We start from the raw sequence: 17518 nt of genomic DNA, 5'->3' as shown, positions 1-17518 counted from the left end.
CCCAATGTTTTTGCTGTGTTTTATTCTAGCAAGCACCATCTGAATAGACAGTGCTGATGTGTGCAACTTTAGTCTTGAATTACTTCGCAGCGCGGTAATACTGCATTGCTTCCGGCATCATCTGCTGTAACGCGGCAATACGGTCATTATTGCTGGGATGGGTCGACATAAACTTGGCAATGGCGCTATTTCCACGCGCATCATTGGCATTCATTTTCTGCCAGAGCGTAATGGCCGCATTCGGATCATAACCGGCTTTGGCCATTAACAGTAAACCGCCTTTGTCGGCGCGGCTTTCCAGATTACGCGAATAAGGCAACCCTACCCCAAACTGACTGCCCAAATCCAGCAGTAAACCACCATAACCGCCTACCGACTGGCCCACATATTGCGAGCCAATACTAACCGCCAGATTGGTCAGGGTCTGGGCACCAATTTTACTTTTGGCATGTTCTTCTAGCGCATGCACCATTTCATGGCCCATGATCGCCGCGACTTCATTGTCGGTCAGTTTCAGGTTTTCAACAATGCCGGTATAGAACACTACTTTGCCACCCGGAGCCACATAGGCATTAATTTCAGGTGACTTAATCACCGCCACCTGCCACTCAAAAGCCTGCCCGGTCTGGTTCATCTGGTCGGCATAGGGCTTCATCTTTAAAAACACGCGATTGACTTTCTTATAGGTGGCAGAACGGGTATCTAGCACCTTTTTCTGCTCGGCTTCCTGCAACATTTGCTGATAGCTCTGGCTGGCGTTTAAGTTTAAAGTCGCTGAATCTGCCCCGGCCAGTTCTGCCACAGTGGCACAGCCTGTCAAATGCGTTGCCAGTATAATTCCAATGGCTAAGTTCTTATATTTCATAACGTTCTCTAATTATTCGAAAGTGCTTAGCACTATAAACAAAATCAGGGAGTTCTCAAGATGGCGCGCTATTTTTCTCGGCCAAAAATAAAAAACCCTGTGCAGGCACAGGGTTTTCTCATTTCAGCTTAAACGATTAAGCTTCAAACGGATGACGCAGAATAATGGTTTCTGCACGGTCTGGACCCGTTGAAATGATATCGATTGGACATTCAATTAACTGCTCAAGACGCTTGATGTAGTTGATTGCATTTTCAGGCAATTGTTCAACACTGGTCGCACCCACAGTTGACTCAGACCAGCCTGGCATGGTTTCGTAAATTGGCTTCAAGTTTTCATAAGCCAGCGCGTCAGAAGAACCGACACAACCTGAATCGGTGTTTTCATAGCCAACACAGATTTTAATTTCTTCTAAACCATCCAATACGTCTAACTTGGTCAGGCAGATTCCAGACAGTGAGTTGACATCCACTGAACGGCGCAGGATTTCTGCATCGAACCACCCACAACGACGTTGACGGCCAGTAGATGCACCAAACTCGTGACCCACTGTACCCAGGTGTTTACCAATTGCATCACCCACATCATTTGCCGCGTCGTAGACCAGCTCAGTTGGGAACGGACCAGCACCCACACGTGTGGTGTAGGCTTTGGTAATACCCAGCACATAGTCAAGATGCAATGGACCTAAACCAGAACCTGAGCTTACGCCGCCCGCAGTGGTGTTTGAAGAAGTCACGTACGGATAAGTACCGTGGTCAACGTCCAGCAATGAACCTTGCGCACCTTCAAACATAATATTGTCACCGTTTTTACGGTAATTATGAATTTCAGTGGTTACATCCACCACTAATGGTGCAATCACTTCACGCCATTGGTCACACAGTGCAATCACGTCGTCCAGTTTAACTTCTTCAACACCGTAGTATTGAGTTAACTGGAAGTTGTGGTAATCCAGCAATTCAGCCAGTTGCGCACGTAATGCGTCACCGCCACGTACCAGGTCAGCCACACGTACTGCACGGCGCGCCACTTTATCTTCATAGGCAGGACCAATACCACGACCGGTAGTACCAATTTTGGCATTGCCACGTTTTTTCTCACGTGCCTGATCCAGCGCAATGTGGTTCGGAAGAATTAATGGACAGTTTGGAGAAATACGTAAACGTTCTTTAACTGGCACGCCTTCCTGTTCAAGAATGGTCATTTCCTTGATCAGCGCTTCAGGTGAAAGCACCACACCGTTACCAATTAAGCACAGTACGTTTTCACGTAAAATACCAGATGGAATGAGGTGTAATACAGTTTTCTTACCACCAACCACGAGAGTATGACCTGCGTTGTGTCCGCCTTGATAACGTACTACCGCAGCCGCTTGATCTGTGAGCAGGTCGACGATTTTACCTTTACCTTCGTCGCCCCATTGGGTACCAAGTACCACAACATTCTTGCCCATAATAGCCTCATTACATCATGCTGTTAAAATTGAAAACCAGGCGCATGTGACATGAACACATGCGCTGGCGATTAAATTTTTTCGACCGTCCACTCACCGTTACGATTCACCAGCTGGTGAGTTGCATACGGTACAGAGCTTAAATCATCCTGACCCAATAACTGAATTACACTTAAGCCTTGGGTACGGGTGGCCTGAATTGCAGCCAATAAATCTGCCTGATTGCCCTTTGGTGCAACCACCACCGATTTTGCTTCGAAACGACCGGCGCTGAGCGCATATAAGTCGCAAGAGAAACCGGTTGCCGGACGGGCACGACCAAAATGCTGGCCAATACCATCATAACGGCCGCCTTGAGCCAGTGGTGCAGCACGGTTTGGTGCATAAACGGCATACATTAAACCGGTGTGGTAGTGATACGAACGCAGTTCTACCACATCAATCCCGATATGCAGATTTGGCCAGCGTGCCTGAATTTCTGCCTGGGTGGTTTTTACCGCATCAAAGGCATGTTTAAATTCCACATTGGCCAGTACATCGGTGCTTAAATGGGCTTCCAGTGCATCCAGATCACTAGCAAAACGGCCCAGCGCATAGAAATCTGAACCAAAGGCTAAGTCCTGGGTAAAGTCCGCCAGTTCTGGCAAGGCTTTACGCTGATATAAATCAGATAACTGACGCTCAGTAGCTTTGTTCAGACCAGCTTTTTGTACCAGACTGCGGAACAGCCCCACATGGCCTAAATCCAGGTGGATACCATCGGCCAGACCAGCTTCCTGAATCAGGCTGATCATCAGGTCAACCATTTCCACATCGGCATCAATACTGTCGGAACCGAACAGTTCGGCACCCAGTTGCAAAGGCGCACGGGTGGTATTAAAGCCCTGTGGCTTGGTATGCAAGACCGTACCAGCGTAGCAATAACGCGCCACACCATCTACCGGATGTACATGCGCATCAATACGCGCCACCTGTGGCGTCATATCGGCACGCACGCCAAGCAGACGACCAGACAGCTGGTCAATCACCTTGAAAGTGGCCAGGTCTAAATCTTGATTCGATTCTGAAAGAGAAGAGAGAGATTCGATATATTCAATAAATGGCGTGTACACCAACTGATAACCTCGAGATGCGAGGAAATCCAGTGAATTACGGCGCAATGTTTCGATGACTTGCGCTTGTTCTGGTAATACATCAGCTACACCATCAGGTAATAACCATGTCTCTGAAATGGGCATGTTGTAAACCTAAATTCTTGTCTGCGCGGAACAAATCCGCATAAAAAAATCGGGAGCACACCCGATTTCTCCTAGTTTAGCACGATCAAATGGGCTGTGCATCGCAAATTTGATAATTTTCTCTGTCTGATCAATTCCATTACAATCCTGCCCGGCTGGAGCTGTCGTTTCGAGAGTAAAAGCTGTTTTTACTGAAGAAGATAAAGGAGCTGGACACATCCCAAACTTATCATCTTTTTTTCAGCGCAGATGGAAATCACCTTCACTCTGCCCTGCGTCCATCTGCTTAAAAAAGTCTTATTTGACTTTATTCGGATCCAGCACTTGAGTAATTAAATTGACCAGCTCGACGTTCTGGGTTTCCAGCTGATGAATTCGCTGCGCCGATTTATCCAGTGCTTCCTGCTGCACGTGCATTTTCTTGGCCAGATCCTGCATGATCTCTAAAGTCTTTTTCAGATTTTCTTCCAGACTGATGACTTTGTTTTCGAGCTGATGATTATCGCTTTGGCGATTCAAATGATCATGCTGGTTTTTAAACTGCAGCCAGATCAGAAAAATCACCGCTACGGCCAACAGTAAAATAAATCCCCAAAGTAGAATAAACATCATGTGTAGTGCTCGACTTATTTGTTTTGTTTTATCTTAACGAAAAATATAGCAAAAAGGCGAAAAATCGCCTCCAACCTGTCAATACTCGGCTGTTATCGCATTTCGCCCGGTTAGACCACCATCGTGCAGTCCAAGCTTAGACAAAGATTTGGACAGATAGAAATTAATGCGCCTGATGGGCAAAAGATTCACATAAATCCAGTAAACGGTTGGCATAGCCCCATTCATTGTCATACCAGGCAAAGACTTTGGCCTGATGCCCGACCACCATGGTCTGGGTAAGATCGACAATTAAAGAATACGGCGAATGGTTAAAGTCACTCGATACCAGTGGCTCATCGGTGACCTGCATAATTTCGGCATAATCCTGCTGCGCGGCTTTCACCAGCACTTCATTCAATTTATGCACGGTAATGGGTGACTGGGAAATAAAGCTGACATCAATGGCGGCGACATTAATGGTGGGTACCCGAATCGAATAGCCATCAATACGGTTTTCCATTTTAGGCATCACCTGTTTTAAGGCGCCTAAAGCACTTGAGGTGGTCGGAATAATATTCTGCCCGGATGCACGTGCGCGGCGTAAATCACGGTGCGCATGATCCAGCACCGACTGATCAGCCGTGACAGCATGAATTTCGGTCATCAGCGCGGTTTCAATACCAAAAGCATCATCCACAATTTTAACCAACGGCACCAAGGCCTGAGTGGTACAGGAAACACTGGAAATAATCTGGTCTGAGGCTTTGACCTCATGATGATTGACCCCGTAAACAATGGCGGCATCAACCGTGTCAAACGGTGCTGCGCCAATAATCACCCGTTTGGCACCGGCATGAATATGCTGGGTTGCGGCTTCACGCGAACGGAACAGGCCGGTACATTCCAGCACCACATCAATATTTAACTGCTGCCATGGCAACTGTGCCGGCTGTGGCTGGCTCAGCACCTGAACTTTCAGCTTGGCCTGCCCCGAGTGTATGCACAGATAAATCTGTTCCTGTTCCAGCTGGATTTCTACCTGCCCCGGAAAACGGCCATGGGTTGAATCGTATTTAAACAGATGTAGTAGCGTGGCAACATCGGCAACGTCATTAATCGCGACAATATCAAAATGAAATTCTTTAGGATTTTCAAACCAGGCACGCAGTACATTTCGCCCAATTCGCCCAAAGCCATTAATCGCCACTCGTTGCATCCGTATTCCTTCAAACTGCACATCAATCTTGTCTGTGCTTATGTTAAAGGATTTCCGCCAGACACGGCGAATAATTCCTGCCAAACTCAGCAATTAATTTAAACCTGTCCAATATTTAAGCAGTTAGCAGCACTATTTTCTGCTTGATAAAAATTAGCAGGATGCACGGTAACTGGCTAAACCGCAGCAATGACAACAGCTTGTGATTTCACAGCAGTTTAGATGACTTTAAGGTTTGGGTTTTCGCCGCAGATTTGTCATCAAAACACTTTAAAATCATTGGTGAGTGTGGCTTTTTCCGTTATAATTTGGCGTTTTTAAATTTTAAGCCCGTATAACAGCAGAGAAAATCTTGTCAGACTGTTATGCTTTTAGCCAAATCGAGAATTATGGAGTGACTTGGTTGTGAGTACTCGTTTTATGACATCAGCTGAAATTCGTGAAGCATTTTTGCGTTACTTTGAATCGCAAGGGCATACACGTGTCGCGTCGAGTTCTCTGGTTCCCGCCAACGACCCAACGTTGCTGTTCACCAATGCTGGTATGAACCAGTTTAAAGATTGTTTCTTAGGTCTGGAAAAGCGCGATTATGTCCGTGCCGTATCTTCACAAAAATGTGTACGTGCCGGTGGTAAACACAACGACTTAGATAACGTCGGTTATACCGCGCGTCACCACACCTTCTTTGAAATGTTGGGTAACTTCTCTTTTGGTGATTACTTCAAGCGTGATGCGATCAAGTTTGCCTGGGAATTCCTGACCGGTGATGAATGGTTAGCCCTGCCAAAAGACAAACTGTATGCCACGGTTTACCACACCGATGACGAAGCATTCGACATCTGGAACAAGGAAATCGGTTTAGCACCAGAACGTATTATCCGTATTGGCGACAACAAAGGCGAGAAATACGCATCTGATAACTTCTGGGCTATGGGTGATACCGGTCCATGCGGTCCATGTTCTGAAATTTTCTTTGACCATGGCGATCATATCTGGGGTGGCCTACCTGGCACACCTGAAGAAGATGGCGACCGTTTCATTGAAATCTGGAACAACGTCTTTATGCAGTTCAACCGTACTGCTGATGGCGTATTGCACCCGCTTCCTGCTCCTTCGGTCGATACCGGTATGGGCTTGGAACGTATTTCTGCCGTATTACAGCACGTCAACTCCAACTACGAAATTGACCTGTTCCAGCATCTTTTAAAAGCAGCAGCTGAAATTATTGGTCTAGATACCTCTGCACTTGAAGCGGAAGCCAAAGAAAAAGGCACACCGGTACAATATCCAGCTTCACTTAAAGTGGTGGCTGACCATGCCCGTTCTTGCTGCTTCCTGATTGCAGATGGCGTCAATCCGTCTAACGAAGGACGTGGTTATGTACTGCGCCGTATTATCCGCCGTGCCGTGCGTCATGGTAACAAACTCGGTGCAACCGGTTCATTCTTCCACAAAATGCTGCAACCGCTGATTGAAGTAATGGGTGCGGCGTATCCTGAACTGGAAGCTCAAAAAGCACGTATTGAAGCGCAATTACTGAAAGAAGAAGAACAATTCGCCAAAACACTTGAGCAAGGTTTGAAATTGCTTGAAGGCGAACTGGCGAACTTAAAAGGTTCTGTGATTCCAGGCGAAGTGGTATTTAAACTGTATGACACTTACGGTTTCCCGACCGACCTAACCGCAGATATTGCCCGTGAACGCGACCTAACCATTGATGAAGCTGGCTTTGAAGTTGAAATGGCAGCACAGCGTCAACGTGCACGTGATGCCGGTAAATTTGCCATCGACTATAACAGCGTAGTCAAAGTGGATGGTGAAACCCAGTTTGATGGTTACGATGCCACTGCAGGTCAAGGTCAAATCATTGCCATCTATAAAGATGGCGAACAAGTTGACGAAGTCGCTGAAGGTGATGAAGCACTGATCGTCCTGAACCAGACGCCATTCTATGCAGAAAGCGGTGGTCAGATCGGTGATACCGGTATTTTCAAAAACGACACCGGTATTTTTGAAGTGCAAGACACCAAAAAATCGGGCGGCGCTTTTGTACACCAGGGTATTGTAACCATGGGTAGCCTGAAAGCAGCACAAAACGTGGAAGCAATTGTCAAAGCGGACATTCGTGCTGCAACTGCACGCAACCACTCGGCGACTCACCTGCTGCACGCTGCGCTGCGTCAAATTCTGGGCTCACACGTACAGCAAAAAGGCTCACTGGTTGCATCAGACGTATTACGTTTTGACTTTGCCAACGACCAGCCGGTTTCATTTGAACAGCTGCAAGAAATTGAGCGTCTGGTGAATGCTGAAGTGATTGCCAATACCGAAGTGACCACTGAGCTGTTAGATATCGAATCTGCGAAAGCCAAAGGCGCGATGATGCTGTTCGGTGAAAAATACGGTGATGAAGTTCGCGTACTGTCTATGGGTTCAGTAATTGAAGAGAAAAACTTCTCGATCGAACTATGTGGCGGTATTCACGTGAAACGCACTGGTGACATCGGTCTGTTCAAAATAACCTCTGAAGGTGGTGTGGCTGCAGGCGTGCGTCGTATTGAAGCGGTGACAGGCACCAAAGCGATTGAAGCTGCGCAAAAAGCTGATCGTGACATCAACACCATTAATGCGCTGTTAAAAGCACAGAAAGAGCAAACCATTGAGAAAGTTGAAGCAATTGTTGAAACAGCATCTAGCCTGCAAAAACAGATTGAACAGCTGAATCAGAAACTGGCCAGCCTGCAAGCGGGTGAACTTTTAAGCCAAGTTCAGACCATTGCTGGCCGTGCAACACTTATTACCACTGTTCAGGGTATGGATGCCAAAGCACTGCGCAACCTGCATGACGGTGTGAAATCAAAATTAGACAACGCAGTGATTGTACTTGCCGGTGTAGAGGGTGACAAAGTGAGCCTGATTGCATCCGTTGCAAAAGACTTCACTACGTCTATTAAAGCAGGTGACATCATCAAACACTTGGCTACTGAGCTTGGTGGTAAAGGTGGTGGTAAACCTGACTTAGCACAAGGTGGCGCGCCACTAAACGAGAAGTTTGCAACCGTGATGGCAGAGTTAACTGCCTGGCTGGAAGCAAAATAACTTCACTTTTGTGTAACTGACCCTGGCGGCAATCAGGGTCATGGCTTATATGGAACAACTATGGCATTAATCGTTCAAAAATATGGCGGTACTTCTATGGGTACGCCCGAGCGCATTTTAAATGTTGCTCGTCGCGTAAAGCGCTGGCATGACCATGGCCACAAGGTGGTCGTTGTTGTATCAGCAATGAGTGGCGAAACCAATCGCCTGCTCGCTCTCGCGAAAGCCATTACCGACACCCCTGACCCACGTGAACTTGACCAGATGGTTTCTACGGGTGAGCAGGTAACGATTTCCATGTTAGCTATGGCGCTCAATTCTATTGGCGTAGAAGCTAAATCTCTAACCGGTCGCCAAGTCGGAATTAAAACTGACAGCGCGTTCACCAAAGCCCGTATTGAAGCGATTGACACCGATGTCATGACCGGTCATTTAGATGCCGGCCGTGTGATTGTGGTTGCAGGCTTCCAGGGTGTAGACGAGCAAGGCAATACCACAACTTTAGGCCGCGGTGGTTCAGATACAACCGGTGTTGCGTTAGCCGCAGCATTAAAAGCAGATGAATGCCAGATCTACACCGATGTTGATGGTGTATACACCACTGACCCGCGTGTTGCGCCAAAAGCAAAAAAAGTGGATCGTATTTCCTTTGAAGAAATGCTGGAAATGGCATCTTTAGGCTCAAAAGTCCTGCAAATCCGTTCTGTAGAATTTGCTGGCAAATATCAGGTGCCTTTACGCGTACTATCTAGCTTCGATAACGACAACGATGGTGCATTTGACGAAGAGTTTAAAAACAACGTCGGAACTCTTATTACTACTGAATTGGAAGACAACATGGAACAGCCAATTATCTCAGGTATCGCGTTTAACCGTGACGAAGCTAAACTGACTATTCTCGGTGTGCCAGATGAGCCAGGTATTGCCTCTAAAATCTTGGCCCCAATTGGCGCTGCCAACATTGAAGTGGATATGATTATCCAGAACGTTGAAGAAGATGGCACCACTGATTTCACCTTTACCGTAAACCGTGGTGAACTGGCCAAAGCCAAAGCGATTCTTGAAGCGACTGCACAGGAAATTGGTGCACGTGAAGTTGCAACCCGTGATGACATCGTAAAAGTGTCAATTGTTGGCGTGGGTATGCGTTCACATGCTGGCGTAGCGAGCAAAATGTTCACCGCACTTGCAGATGAAGGCATCAACATTCTGATGATCTCGACCTCTGAAATCAAAATTTCAGTGATTATTGAAGAAAACTATTTAGAGCTTGCAGTTCGTTCACTGCACACGGCGTTCGGTTTAGACCGCGAGTCAGGTGAATCAAGCCCGCGTGCTTAATCTGTAGTCAGCAATTATTGGAATTGTCAGACAATATTGCGAAAAACTACAAAAAATCAGAGCCACTATAGTATTTTTTATAGTGGCTCTGTTATATTGAAATAATGAGAATTAGAAATCTTAACAGAATTGTATCCGACAAGGTTTTGTCAGGGAGAGTTCTGATAAAATTTCGCTTGAAATATTTTGTGCTTTTCAAAACTTTCAAATCAATGCAGGTTTAGCATTTTGCAAGGAGATAAACATGCTGATTCTGACCCGACGTGTCGGAGAAACATTAATGATTGGGGATCAAGTCAGTGTTACTGTACTTGGTGTCAAAGGCAACCAGGTGCGTATTGGTGTGAATGCGCCAAAAGAAGTGTCTGTTCATCGTGAAGAAATTTATCAACGTATTCAACATGAACGTGCCATGCATGAGCATTTGCAACATCTCGATCAGGATTATCAGCCTTCTTATGAAGATGATAATTACCCACAAAATAACTTTAACCGTTAAGACTTAAAGTTATCTTGTTATAAAGCGGCTCTACGGCCGCTTTAAGTTTTTTTAGCGCTTCAAAATTATTGCTGTTCCAGCAAAGCCAGCGCTTTACGTACTGGTCCAAAACTACGGCGATGCTCTGTAGTCACGCCATGCAAAGCTATTGCTTCAAAATGCGCTTTGGTCGGATAGCCCTTATGTTTGGCAAAACCAAACTGTGGAAACTTCTGGTCCAGTTCCAGCATCTGCCGATCACGGGTGACTTTGGCCAGAATACTGGCTGCGGAAATTTCGGCGTGCAAGGCATCTCCACCCACCACCGCTTCACACGGCATGTTTAGTCCTTGCGGAATTTTATTGCCATCGACCAGGACCTGATCGGGCTGGACCTGCAAGGCTTCAACCGCACGGCGCATAGCCAGCAATGAGGCCTGTAAAATATTCAGCTCGTCAATTTCAGCCGGACTGGCTTCAGCAATGGCCCAAGCCAAGGCTTTTTCCTGAATCTCAATGAATAACTTTTCACGTTTCTTTTCACTCAGTTTCTTGGAATCATTCAAGCCCGCAATCGGATTGTTCGGATCCAGAATGACTGCCGCAGCCACCACGGTTCCCACCAGAGGCCCGCGCCCTGCTTCATCTACACCAGCAATTTTCATCGACATTATTACCTTCAATAAAATAGGCTGAACCTGTCAGCCTATTTCTTTCATCTTGCGCTTATTGTACTGCTTCTTGCACACAAGCATGAATGGTTTTTGATACAACATTGCTCACAATGGTGGCACGCGCTGCCGGGTCAATCGCTGCTGTCGCCAAGTCTACCGCAGTCACATTTTGTGGTGCTTTTTCGCTGACACAACCACAGATTTCAGTCTGGATATTTTGCTTTTGGGTGCTGGTCATGACTTTGGTGGCCGTTTGCCATGCCGGAATGTTGTTTAGCTCGGTGACACATTTGGCATTAATCGCAATTTTCAGTGCTGCGCCGCCCAATTGCTGGGTCGTTGTTGCCGCTGTAGGCTGAGTGGTGCCTGTAGATGCACATGCGCTTAACAGTAATGCCAGCGGTGCTAAAACATAAGCCAACTTTTTCATGTATTTTCCTTCAGTTTTGCGTCATTTTACCGGCCTATTTTAAGGGCTTTAGCGCGGATTCGGTTTATCTTTTTGACCGCAATGCACAAATAAATGGCAAATTTAAGCATTATCCAGGGCAACTGCCTGCTTCATATCCGCAAATACCGTTGGACAGGCCGATTGCACCCGGTTCCAGCTTGGAATAAAAGACTGCTGGTTCGGATAATTCATAAACTGCTCCCCTGCCTCGACAATACTCTGAGCAAATAATTCCACCACATTTTCTTCGCTGTGCCGGTCATAGTTCAGGCCATTGGTGGTGGCATCATAATAATAGTGATCAATCAGATCCAGCGCATTACGATAATAGGCCGCGCGGATAATCCGAATATTGTCCAGACTGACCTGCACCCCCAGCGCCGCCAGCTTACGGAAAAATGCCAGTGCGATATCCCGGCTCATCCGTTTTAGGCCACCATCCCCATTGGCGGTGGTGACTTCCTGATGTTTATGTTCATAATCATCGGCAATATCGACCTGACAGATGCGCTTGGTGGAATAGTTGCGGTAAATTTCCGAGAGCACGCCAATTTCCAGGCCCCAATCGCCCGACACCTTCAGGTCACGCAGTGCTTCGACATGAATTGCCATCTCTCCAGACAAGGGATAACGAAAGGCTGAAAGATAAAGCAGATAATCCAGCGGTCCGAAGACTTTTTTCAGCGCCTGCAATAAAGGTGACACTAGCAGACGTGATACCCGACCATTCATTTTCCGGTCAGCCACCCGCGCATAATAACCTTTGGAAAACTGGAAACTGAATTGTGGATGTACCATCGGATAAATCAGTCGGGCCAGCATGTCACGTTTATAAGTACGAATATCGCAATCGTGCATCGCCACCACCTGACTCTTGCCTTCGGCCATGGCATAACCCGCACAATACCAGACATTACGGCCTTTACCGCGCTGCAAAGGCGCGACATTTAACTGATTTAACTGCTGATGCAGCTGCTGCAAACGCGGTCCATCATTCCATAAAATCACATGGTTTTGCGGCAACACCGAGAAGAATTCCCGCGCATGGGCAAACTGCTCCGCATTGGCCTGATCCAGACCGATAATAATCTGCTGGATATAATCAGCGCCTTTTAATTCTTCGACAATCTGGGTTAGCGCCGGATGCTCAAGCTCGGAATATAAGGAAGGTAAAATTAAGGTGACCGGTTTGGACTTGGTAAATTCGCGAAGTTCCTGTTCATATTCATGTAGATGGCGCTGTTTTAAATCATGTATTGTTGTAATCATGCCTTCTTGTGCAAAATCGACCATCATTCTCTCCAGTTTATTGTTGTAAAAAGTGCTGTAATCCTTCTGCCCAACCCGCTGGTGCCTGCTGCCGGGTGAAGTACACAGAATCGTGTTCTAATGCCAATGCTGCTTTATACGGCCGTTTGACCACCACAGCATGCTGACAGGCTTTCAGCATATCGAGATCATTTTCACTATCCCCCAGCCCAATACACACCATTTGCGTCGGATAAAACTGTTTCAGCCAGTTCACCGCCAGCGATTTATCACAGTCACGGCTTAAAATATGGCTAAAGCGTCCACCATGAACCATATGCAAATTACTGGCCAGATGTTGCGACAATATCGCTTCGTCTTCGGTTCGGCTGTCCGGATTCCAGATAATGACTTCGCTATACGGACGTTCTAAAGCCCGGGCTGCATCGTCCAACACCAAACCGGTCAGCGCTGCAATCTGCGCAGCATCACAGTCACTAAAGCATTGAAAATTTAAGCCATAGTCTGCTTTTAACTGCTGTAGTTGCACCGCAATGTCGGTACTGGATAAGGGACTTTGATAGTCATGCTGCGCATTAAAATAGATATATGCCCCATTTTCAGCCACAAAAGGCATGCCGCTTAAACCGAGCTGTTGCTGCAAATGGCGGATTTCCGCTGCGGTTTTACTGCTACATAAAATAACCGGAGAATCCGGAATTAAACGCTGGATCAGCTCTGTGTTCTGCCCATAGCTGTAATTATCATGATTTAATAAAGTCCCATCTAAATCTGTAAAAATTATAAATTTTGGCATCTGTACTTATATTGGCTTTATCTGTGTAGAATCCTATAAGATTCTTAGCCTAATATTGCTTTAACTTACTTTTTTATAACAAGAAAGTAACAGGCCTACATGAAGTAGGCCTATTTTTTTCATCATTTTATGAAACTAGATGCGCTTATAACGCCTGGATTTTTTCAATCCAGGCCTGTTTCTGCGCTGCTGGCAGGAACGAGGCTTCAAAAGAGTTAATCGCCAGTTGCTTTAACTCATCTGCATTTAAATCTAACGCTTCGGTAATGGCAATAAAGTTGTCATTCATATAGCCGCCGAAATACGACGGATCATCCGAGTTAACCGTCACCTTCACGCCCTGCTGTAACAAACGGCGGATATTGTGCTGCCGCATATCCTGCACCACGCACAGTTTTAAATTACTGAGCGGGCACACCGTAAGCGGCATTTCATCCTGAATCAGACGCTGCATCAGTGCCGGATCTTCTTCAGAACGCACGCCGTGGTCAATACGATTCACTTTCAGCAAGTCCAGTGCTTCCCAGATATATTCTGGTGGACCTTCTTCACCGGCATGCGCCACCACCAAGAAACCGTATTCACGGGCTTTGGCAAAAACGCGGGCAAATTTAGCAGGCGGATGCCCCACTTCGCTGGAATCCAGACCGACTGCAATAATCTGTTCTTTATACGGCAGTGCCTGTTCCAGCGTTACAAATGCTGCTTCTTCGCTAAGATGACGCAAGAAACACATGATTAAACGGGAACTGATGCCCAGTTTGCTTTGTGCATCATCACAGGCACGTTGCAAACCGTTAATTACTGTCGCAAAGGCAATCCCGCGGTCAGTATGAGTTTGCGGATCGAAGAACATTTCGGTATGTACCACCTGATCTTCTGCACACTTTTCAAAATAGGCCCAGGCCAGATCATAAAAGTCCTGCTCATGTACCAGTACATTGGCACCGGCATAATAGATGTCTAAAAACGACTGCAGGTTATGAAAGTTATAGGCCTCTTTGACTTCCTCGACCGACTGATATGGAATGGCAATGTTGTTACGCTGCGCGATGGCAAACATCAGTTCTGGCTCAAACGTCCCTTCAATATGGACATGCAACTCTGCCTTGGGTAAGGCGCGAATCAGCTCAAGTTGATTCATCTCTCATCCTCATGAAAATAAAAAAGGGTGCAAACCGAGTTTACACCCTCAAAATGGTTGCTGGGGATTAACCGCCAAATAACGCGAATTTTAATGCCCACAATACTGCAATAATCCACACCATATACGGCACAGATGAAGCTTTACCGGTCAACAGCTTGATCAACGCATAGCTGATAAAGCCCATGGCAATACCGTCTGCAATTGAGTAGGTAAATGGCATAAATACGATGGTCAGGAAGGCTGGAACCGCTTCGGTAATATCTTCCCAATCAATATGTACAATGCCCTGAATCATCAGCACACCTACAAATAACAAGGCAGGTGCAGTAGCAAAGCCCGGTACCGATTGGGCCAGTGGCGCGAGGAATAAACACAGTACAAACAGCACCGCCACCACTACCGCAGTCAGACCGGTACGCCCGCCCGCAGCAACACCGGCAGACGATTCAATATACGGTGTGGTTGAAGAGGTACCCAGTGCTGCACCCGCTACAATGGCAGATGAGTCGGCAAATAAGGCTTTTTTCAAACGTGGTAATTTACCATCTTTGAGCAGGCCCGCACGATGTGAAACGCCGACCAGGGTACCGGTGGAGTCAAACAGATCGACCAGGAAGAAGACGAAAATCACCCCGATCAGGCTGGCAGTAAACAGACCTTCAAAGTCCATTTGCATGAACGTTGGCGCGATAGACGGGATTTCACCGACCACACCTTTAAATTCGCTTAAGCCCAAAGCCGTAGAAATAGCCGTTAATACCAGAATACTGATGATAATTGCACCACGCACCTTGAATTGGTGCATCACCACAATCATCAGGAAGCCAAATAAGGCCAACAGCACTGAAGGCTGTTTCAAGTCACCCAGACCCACCAAAGTCGCCGGGTTATCGACAATAATGCCTGCGTTTTTTAGTGCAATTAAGGCCAGGAATAAACCAATCCCGCCGCCAATGGCCAGTTTCAGGGACATTGGAATGGCATTGACAATGGCTTCACGAATTTTGAACATGCTGATGGCAATAAACACCAGACCGGATACAAACACCGCAGCCAGCGCAGTTTGCCAAGGCACACCCATGCCCAGACAAACCGAATAGGTGAAATAGGCATTCAGGCCCATACCCGGTGCCAGCGCAATCGGATAGTTGGCAATCAGTCCCATCACCAGACAGCCAATTGCGGCTGCCAGACAGGTTGCAACAAAGACAGCCCCGTGATCCATCCCGGTTTCGGATAAAATCATTGGATTGACAATAATGATGTAACACATAGTTAAGAATGTGGTTACACCGGCAAGAACCTCAGTACGAAAACTGGTCTTGTTTTCGCTTAACTTAAATAAGCGCTCAAGCACATTTTCTGAAGATGGATTAGGAGTCGTCATGACCTCGCCCTTGTAAATAAACTTAAATACCCAACAGTGATGCGAAAGTACGGAGAAAATTCATCCCTACCCCTAGCATTGCCAAGCAACGGATATGCCAAAAGTTACACGCACAGGATAAGTCTATTTAGCCATTATGCTTTGAGCCCTTAACAGCTCAAATCAGATAAATTCTAAACAAAAAAGCCGCATAACTTTATGCAGCTTTACTTACCATAATTAAATCAACTATTTAAAAAATAAATACGCTAATTTAATTGTCTAATGGGTAAATTATATCACACTGATTTTTCATTGTTTCTAAAATTTATCTTTAATTTTCATTCAGAGCATTTCATGCTGAATTAGAATTTTTGGCCTAAACTTCCAGCCCGCTCAATAGAGGGTTCGATCTTTCGCATGTGATCATCCAGCGATGAACGATGTGAAGCCCGATCTTGTTCAATCAGATGCAGAGAGTCGCGTGCCTCCTGCACAATATTCTGCATTTCTTGTTGTCTGCGGTGTTGTTCCTGCTGAAACACCCAGACCATTAACAGGATAACCATGACAATAAAGGTCACTATCAGGATTTGCCTCATGTTCTTTACTATTATTAAACAAATTTAATTTATACTAACAGAAAAATAAACAATATGTGAACCATGTCACAACTTTCATTTTGTGTATTAATCAAATTTTAACAATTCAAGCATTCAATTGGCCTTTAACTCACTCCTACCCTCACCTATTGAAATTTCAATTTCCTGACACCCATAAAAAAGTCCGCACTGGGCGGACTGTTTAGCCTTAACCGCAGGATGCTTGCACAATTTTATTACTGTTCGGATCAATGGTTACTGTGACTCGGTCAGCGCGATAATCCATGGTGACCGGCTGGCCAGGATGGACGCTGCGAACAATTTTGGCCTGGGTCCGCTGCTTGATTTCGCTCTGTGGCAAACTACCTGATTGACCGATCAGCTTTTTGGCTTCTTCTGCCACACACTGGCCTGGCTGCTGACGGAACAGCGCCCATTCTTCAACGATGCTGCCATCTGGCAAATGGCAATAGCCCACCTGCCCACTGTGTTCATCTTTAATTTCCAGTCGGCCGCCCTGTTCAATACAATACTGACTGGCCGGATTGGCAAGTCCTACCTGTGCAGGAGGCTGTTGTACGGTGCTACAGGCCATAAGCGAGGCTGCAAGCGCAGCAAAAAGAACAATATTTTTCATGGGCAGTATTCTTTTATAAAAAATATTAGCCTAGCAAATTTTACTGCACCTGCTGTGTCTTTTTGCAAAAGAGGGAGAAAGTTTCTTGTGAGTCTTAATAAGGGGCAGCTTTAACTTATATAGAAGAGTCACTGATAAAATGATGGATGGAGAAATTACAGATATGAAAAAAGGCTTATCAGTATTTCACTCATAAGCCTTTAAAATTTGGTAGGCATATCCAGACTCGAACTGGAGACCTCTACGATGTCAACGTAGCGCTCTAACCAACTGAGCTATACGCCTATAT

16 protein-coding genes and 1 tRNA gene are annotated in these 17518 nt (G+C 46.2%); 3 read left to right on the top strand and 14 right to left on the bottom strand.

Translation table 11 applies throughout. The features are described 5' to 3' along the window. Positions 1-79 precede the first annotated feature (79 nt). The 5 genes from FTU54_RS06335 to FTU54_RS06315 all read right to left on the bottom strand — a co-directional run bounded on the left by FTU54_RS06335 (position 80) and on the right by FTU54_RS06315 (position 5369). Complete coding sequence (locus tag FTU54_RS06335) at positions 80-865, bottom strand: M48 family metallopeptidase (RefSeq protein ID WP_168395100.1); 786 nt, start codon at positions 863-865, stop codon at positions 80-82. 136 nt (positions 866-1001) lie between these two features. Continuing rightward, complete coding sequence (locus FTU54_RS06330) at positions 1002-2321, bottom strand: adenylosuccinate synthase (protein ID WP_005177019.1); 1320 nt, start codon at positions 2319-2321, stop codon at positions 1002-1004. A gap of 71 nt (positions 2322-2392) precedes the next feature. Then, on the bottom strand, positions 2393-3559 hold the full coding sequence (locus FTU54_RS06325) for an ATP phosphoribosyltransferase regulatory subunit (protein ID WP_104498237.1): 1167 nt from the start codon (positions 3557-3559) through the stop codon (positions 2393-2395). 297 nt (positions 3560-3856) lie between these two features. After that, positions 3857-4171: a hypothetical protein gene (locus tag FTU54_RS06320; protein ID WP_005177014.1), complete on the bottom strand. Its 315-nt coding sequence runs from the start codon at positions 4169-4171 to the stop codon at positions 3857-3859. Between the two features lie 163 nt (positions 4172-4334). Continuing rightward, positions 4335-5369, bottom strand: a complete 1035-nt coding sequence (locus FTU54_RS06315) for a type I glyceraldehyde-3-phosphate dehydrogenase (protein ID WP_016658386.1) — start codon at positions 5367-5369, stop codon at positions 4335-4337. A gap of 405 nt (positions 5370-5774) precedes the next feature. Between FTU54_RS06315 and alaS the strand changes: the two genes are divergently transcribed. The 3 genes from alaS (at position 5775) to csrA (ending at position 10308) form a co-directional block, all read left to right on the top strand. Further along, positions 5775-8468 carry an alanine--tRNA ligase gene (gene alaS / locus FTU54_RS06310; protein WP_171502411.1) on the top strand — a complete coding sequence of 898 codons (2694 nt, stop codon included), beginning with the start codon at positions 5775-5777 and terminating at the stop codon, positions 8466-8468. A gap of 60 nt (positions 8469-8528) precedes the next feature. Next, the gene (locus FTU54_RS06305; protein WP_160232502.1) at positions 8529-9809 is read left to right on the top strand and encodes an aspartate kinase; all 1281 of its coding nucleotides are present in this window, start codon (positions 8529-8531) and stop codon (positions 9807-9809) included. 244 nt (positions 9810-10053) lie between these two features. Then, positions 10054-10308 (top strand): carbon storage regulator CsrA, encoded by a 255-nt coding sequence (gene csrA / locus FTU54_RS06300; protein WP_016658388.1) that lies wholly within the window; start codon positions 10054-10056, stop codon positions 10306-10308. A 65-nt stretch (positions 10309-10373) separates the two neighbouring features. Here csrA and rnhB read toward each other — a convergent pair whose 3' ends face one another. The 9 genes from rnhB to FTU54_RS06255 all read right to left on the bottom strand — a co-directional run bounded on the left by rnhB (position 10374) and on the right by FTU54_RS06255 (position 17514). After that, a complete protein-coding gene (gene rnhB, locus FTU54_RS06295) occupies positions 10374-10952 on the bottom strand; it encodes a ribonuclease HII (protein ID WP_104500160.1) in 579 nt (192 codons plus the stop codon). A gap of 61 nt (positions 10953-11013) precedes the next feature. Further along, a complete protein-coding gene (locus tag FTU54_RS06290; RefSeq protein ID WP_005177001.1) occupies positions 11014-11391 on the bottom strand; it encodes a hypothetical protein in 378 nt (125 codons plus the stop codon). A 102-nt stretch (positions 11392-11493) separates the two neighbouring features. Beyond that, a complete protein-coding gene (locus tag FTU54_RS06285) occupies positions 11494-12705 on the bottom strand; it encodes a hypothetical protein (RefSeq protein ID WP_005176998.1) in 1212 nt (403 codons plus the stop codon). 13 nt (positions 12706-12718) lie between these two features. Next, positions 12719-13477, bottom strand: a complete 759-nt coding sequence (locus FTU54_RS06280) for a mannosyl-3-phosphoglycerate phosphatase (protein WP_180074565.1) — start codon at positions 13475-13477, stop codon at positions 12719-12721. Positions 13478-13622: 145 nt separating this feature from the next. Next, entirely contained in the window at positions 13623-14621 is a 999-nt protein-coding gene (locus tag FTU54_RS06275; protein ID WP_168381847.1) for an adenosine deaminase, read from the bottom strand. Between the two features lie 67 nt (positions 14622-14688). Beyond that, positions 14689-16011 (bottom strand): NCS2 family permease, encoded by a 1323-nt coding sequence (locus tag FTU54_RS06270; protein ID WP_005176982.1) that lies wholly within the window; start codon positions 16009-16011, stop codon positions 14689-14691. A gap of 344 nt (positions 16012-16355) precedes the next feature. Beyond that, the gene (locus FTU54_RS06265; RefSeq protein ID WP_035362975.1) at positions 16356-16592 is read right to left on the bottom strand and encodes a hypothetical protein; all 237 of its coding nucleotides are present in this window, start codon (positions 16590-16592) and stop codon (positions 16356-16358) included. A 208-nt stretch (positions 16593-16800) separates the two neighbouring features. Next, a complete protein-coding gene (locus FTU54_RS06260) occupies positions 16801-17229 on the bottom strand; it encodes an I78 family peptidase inhibitor (RefSeq protein WP_005176977.1) in 429 nt (142 codons plus the stop codon). 208 nt (positions 17230-17437) lie between these two features. Next, a tRNA-Val gene (locus FTU54_RS06255) sits at positions 17438-17514 on the bottom strand. Positions 17515-17518 lie beyond the last annotated feature (4 nt).

The sequence above is a fragment of the Acinetobacter sp. YH12116 genome (assembly GCF_013418895.1).
Classification (GTDB): Bacteria; Pseudomonadota; Gammaproteobacteria; order Pseudomonadales; family Moraxellaceae; genus Acinetobacter; species Acinetobacter indicus.
Note: the sequence above shows the minus strand (reverse complement) of the source record. Positions and strands in the feature narration are given on the sequence as shown.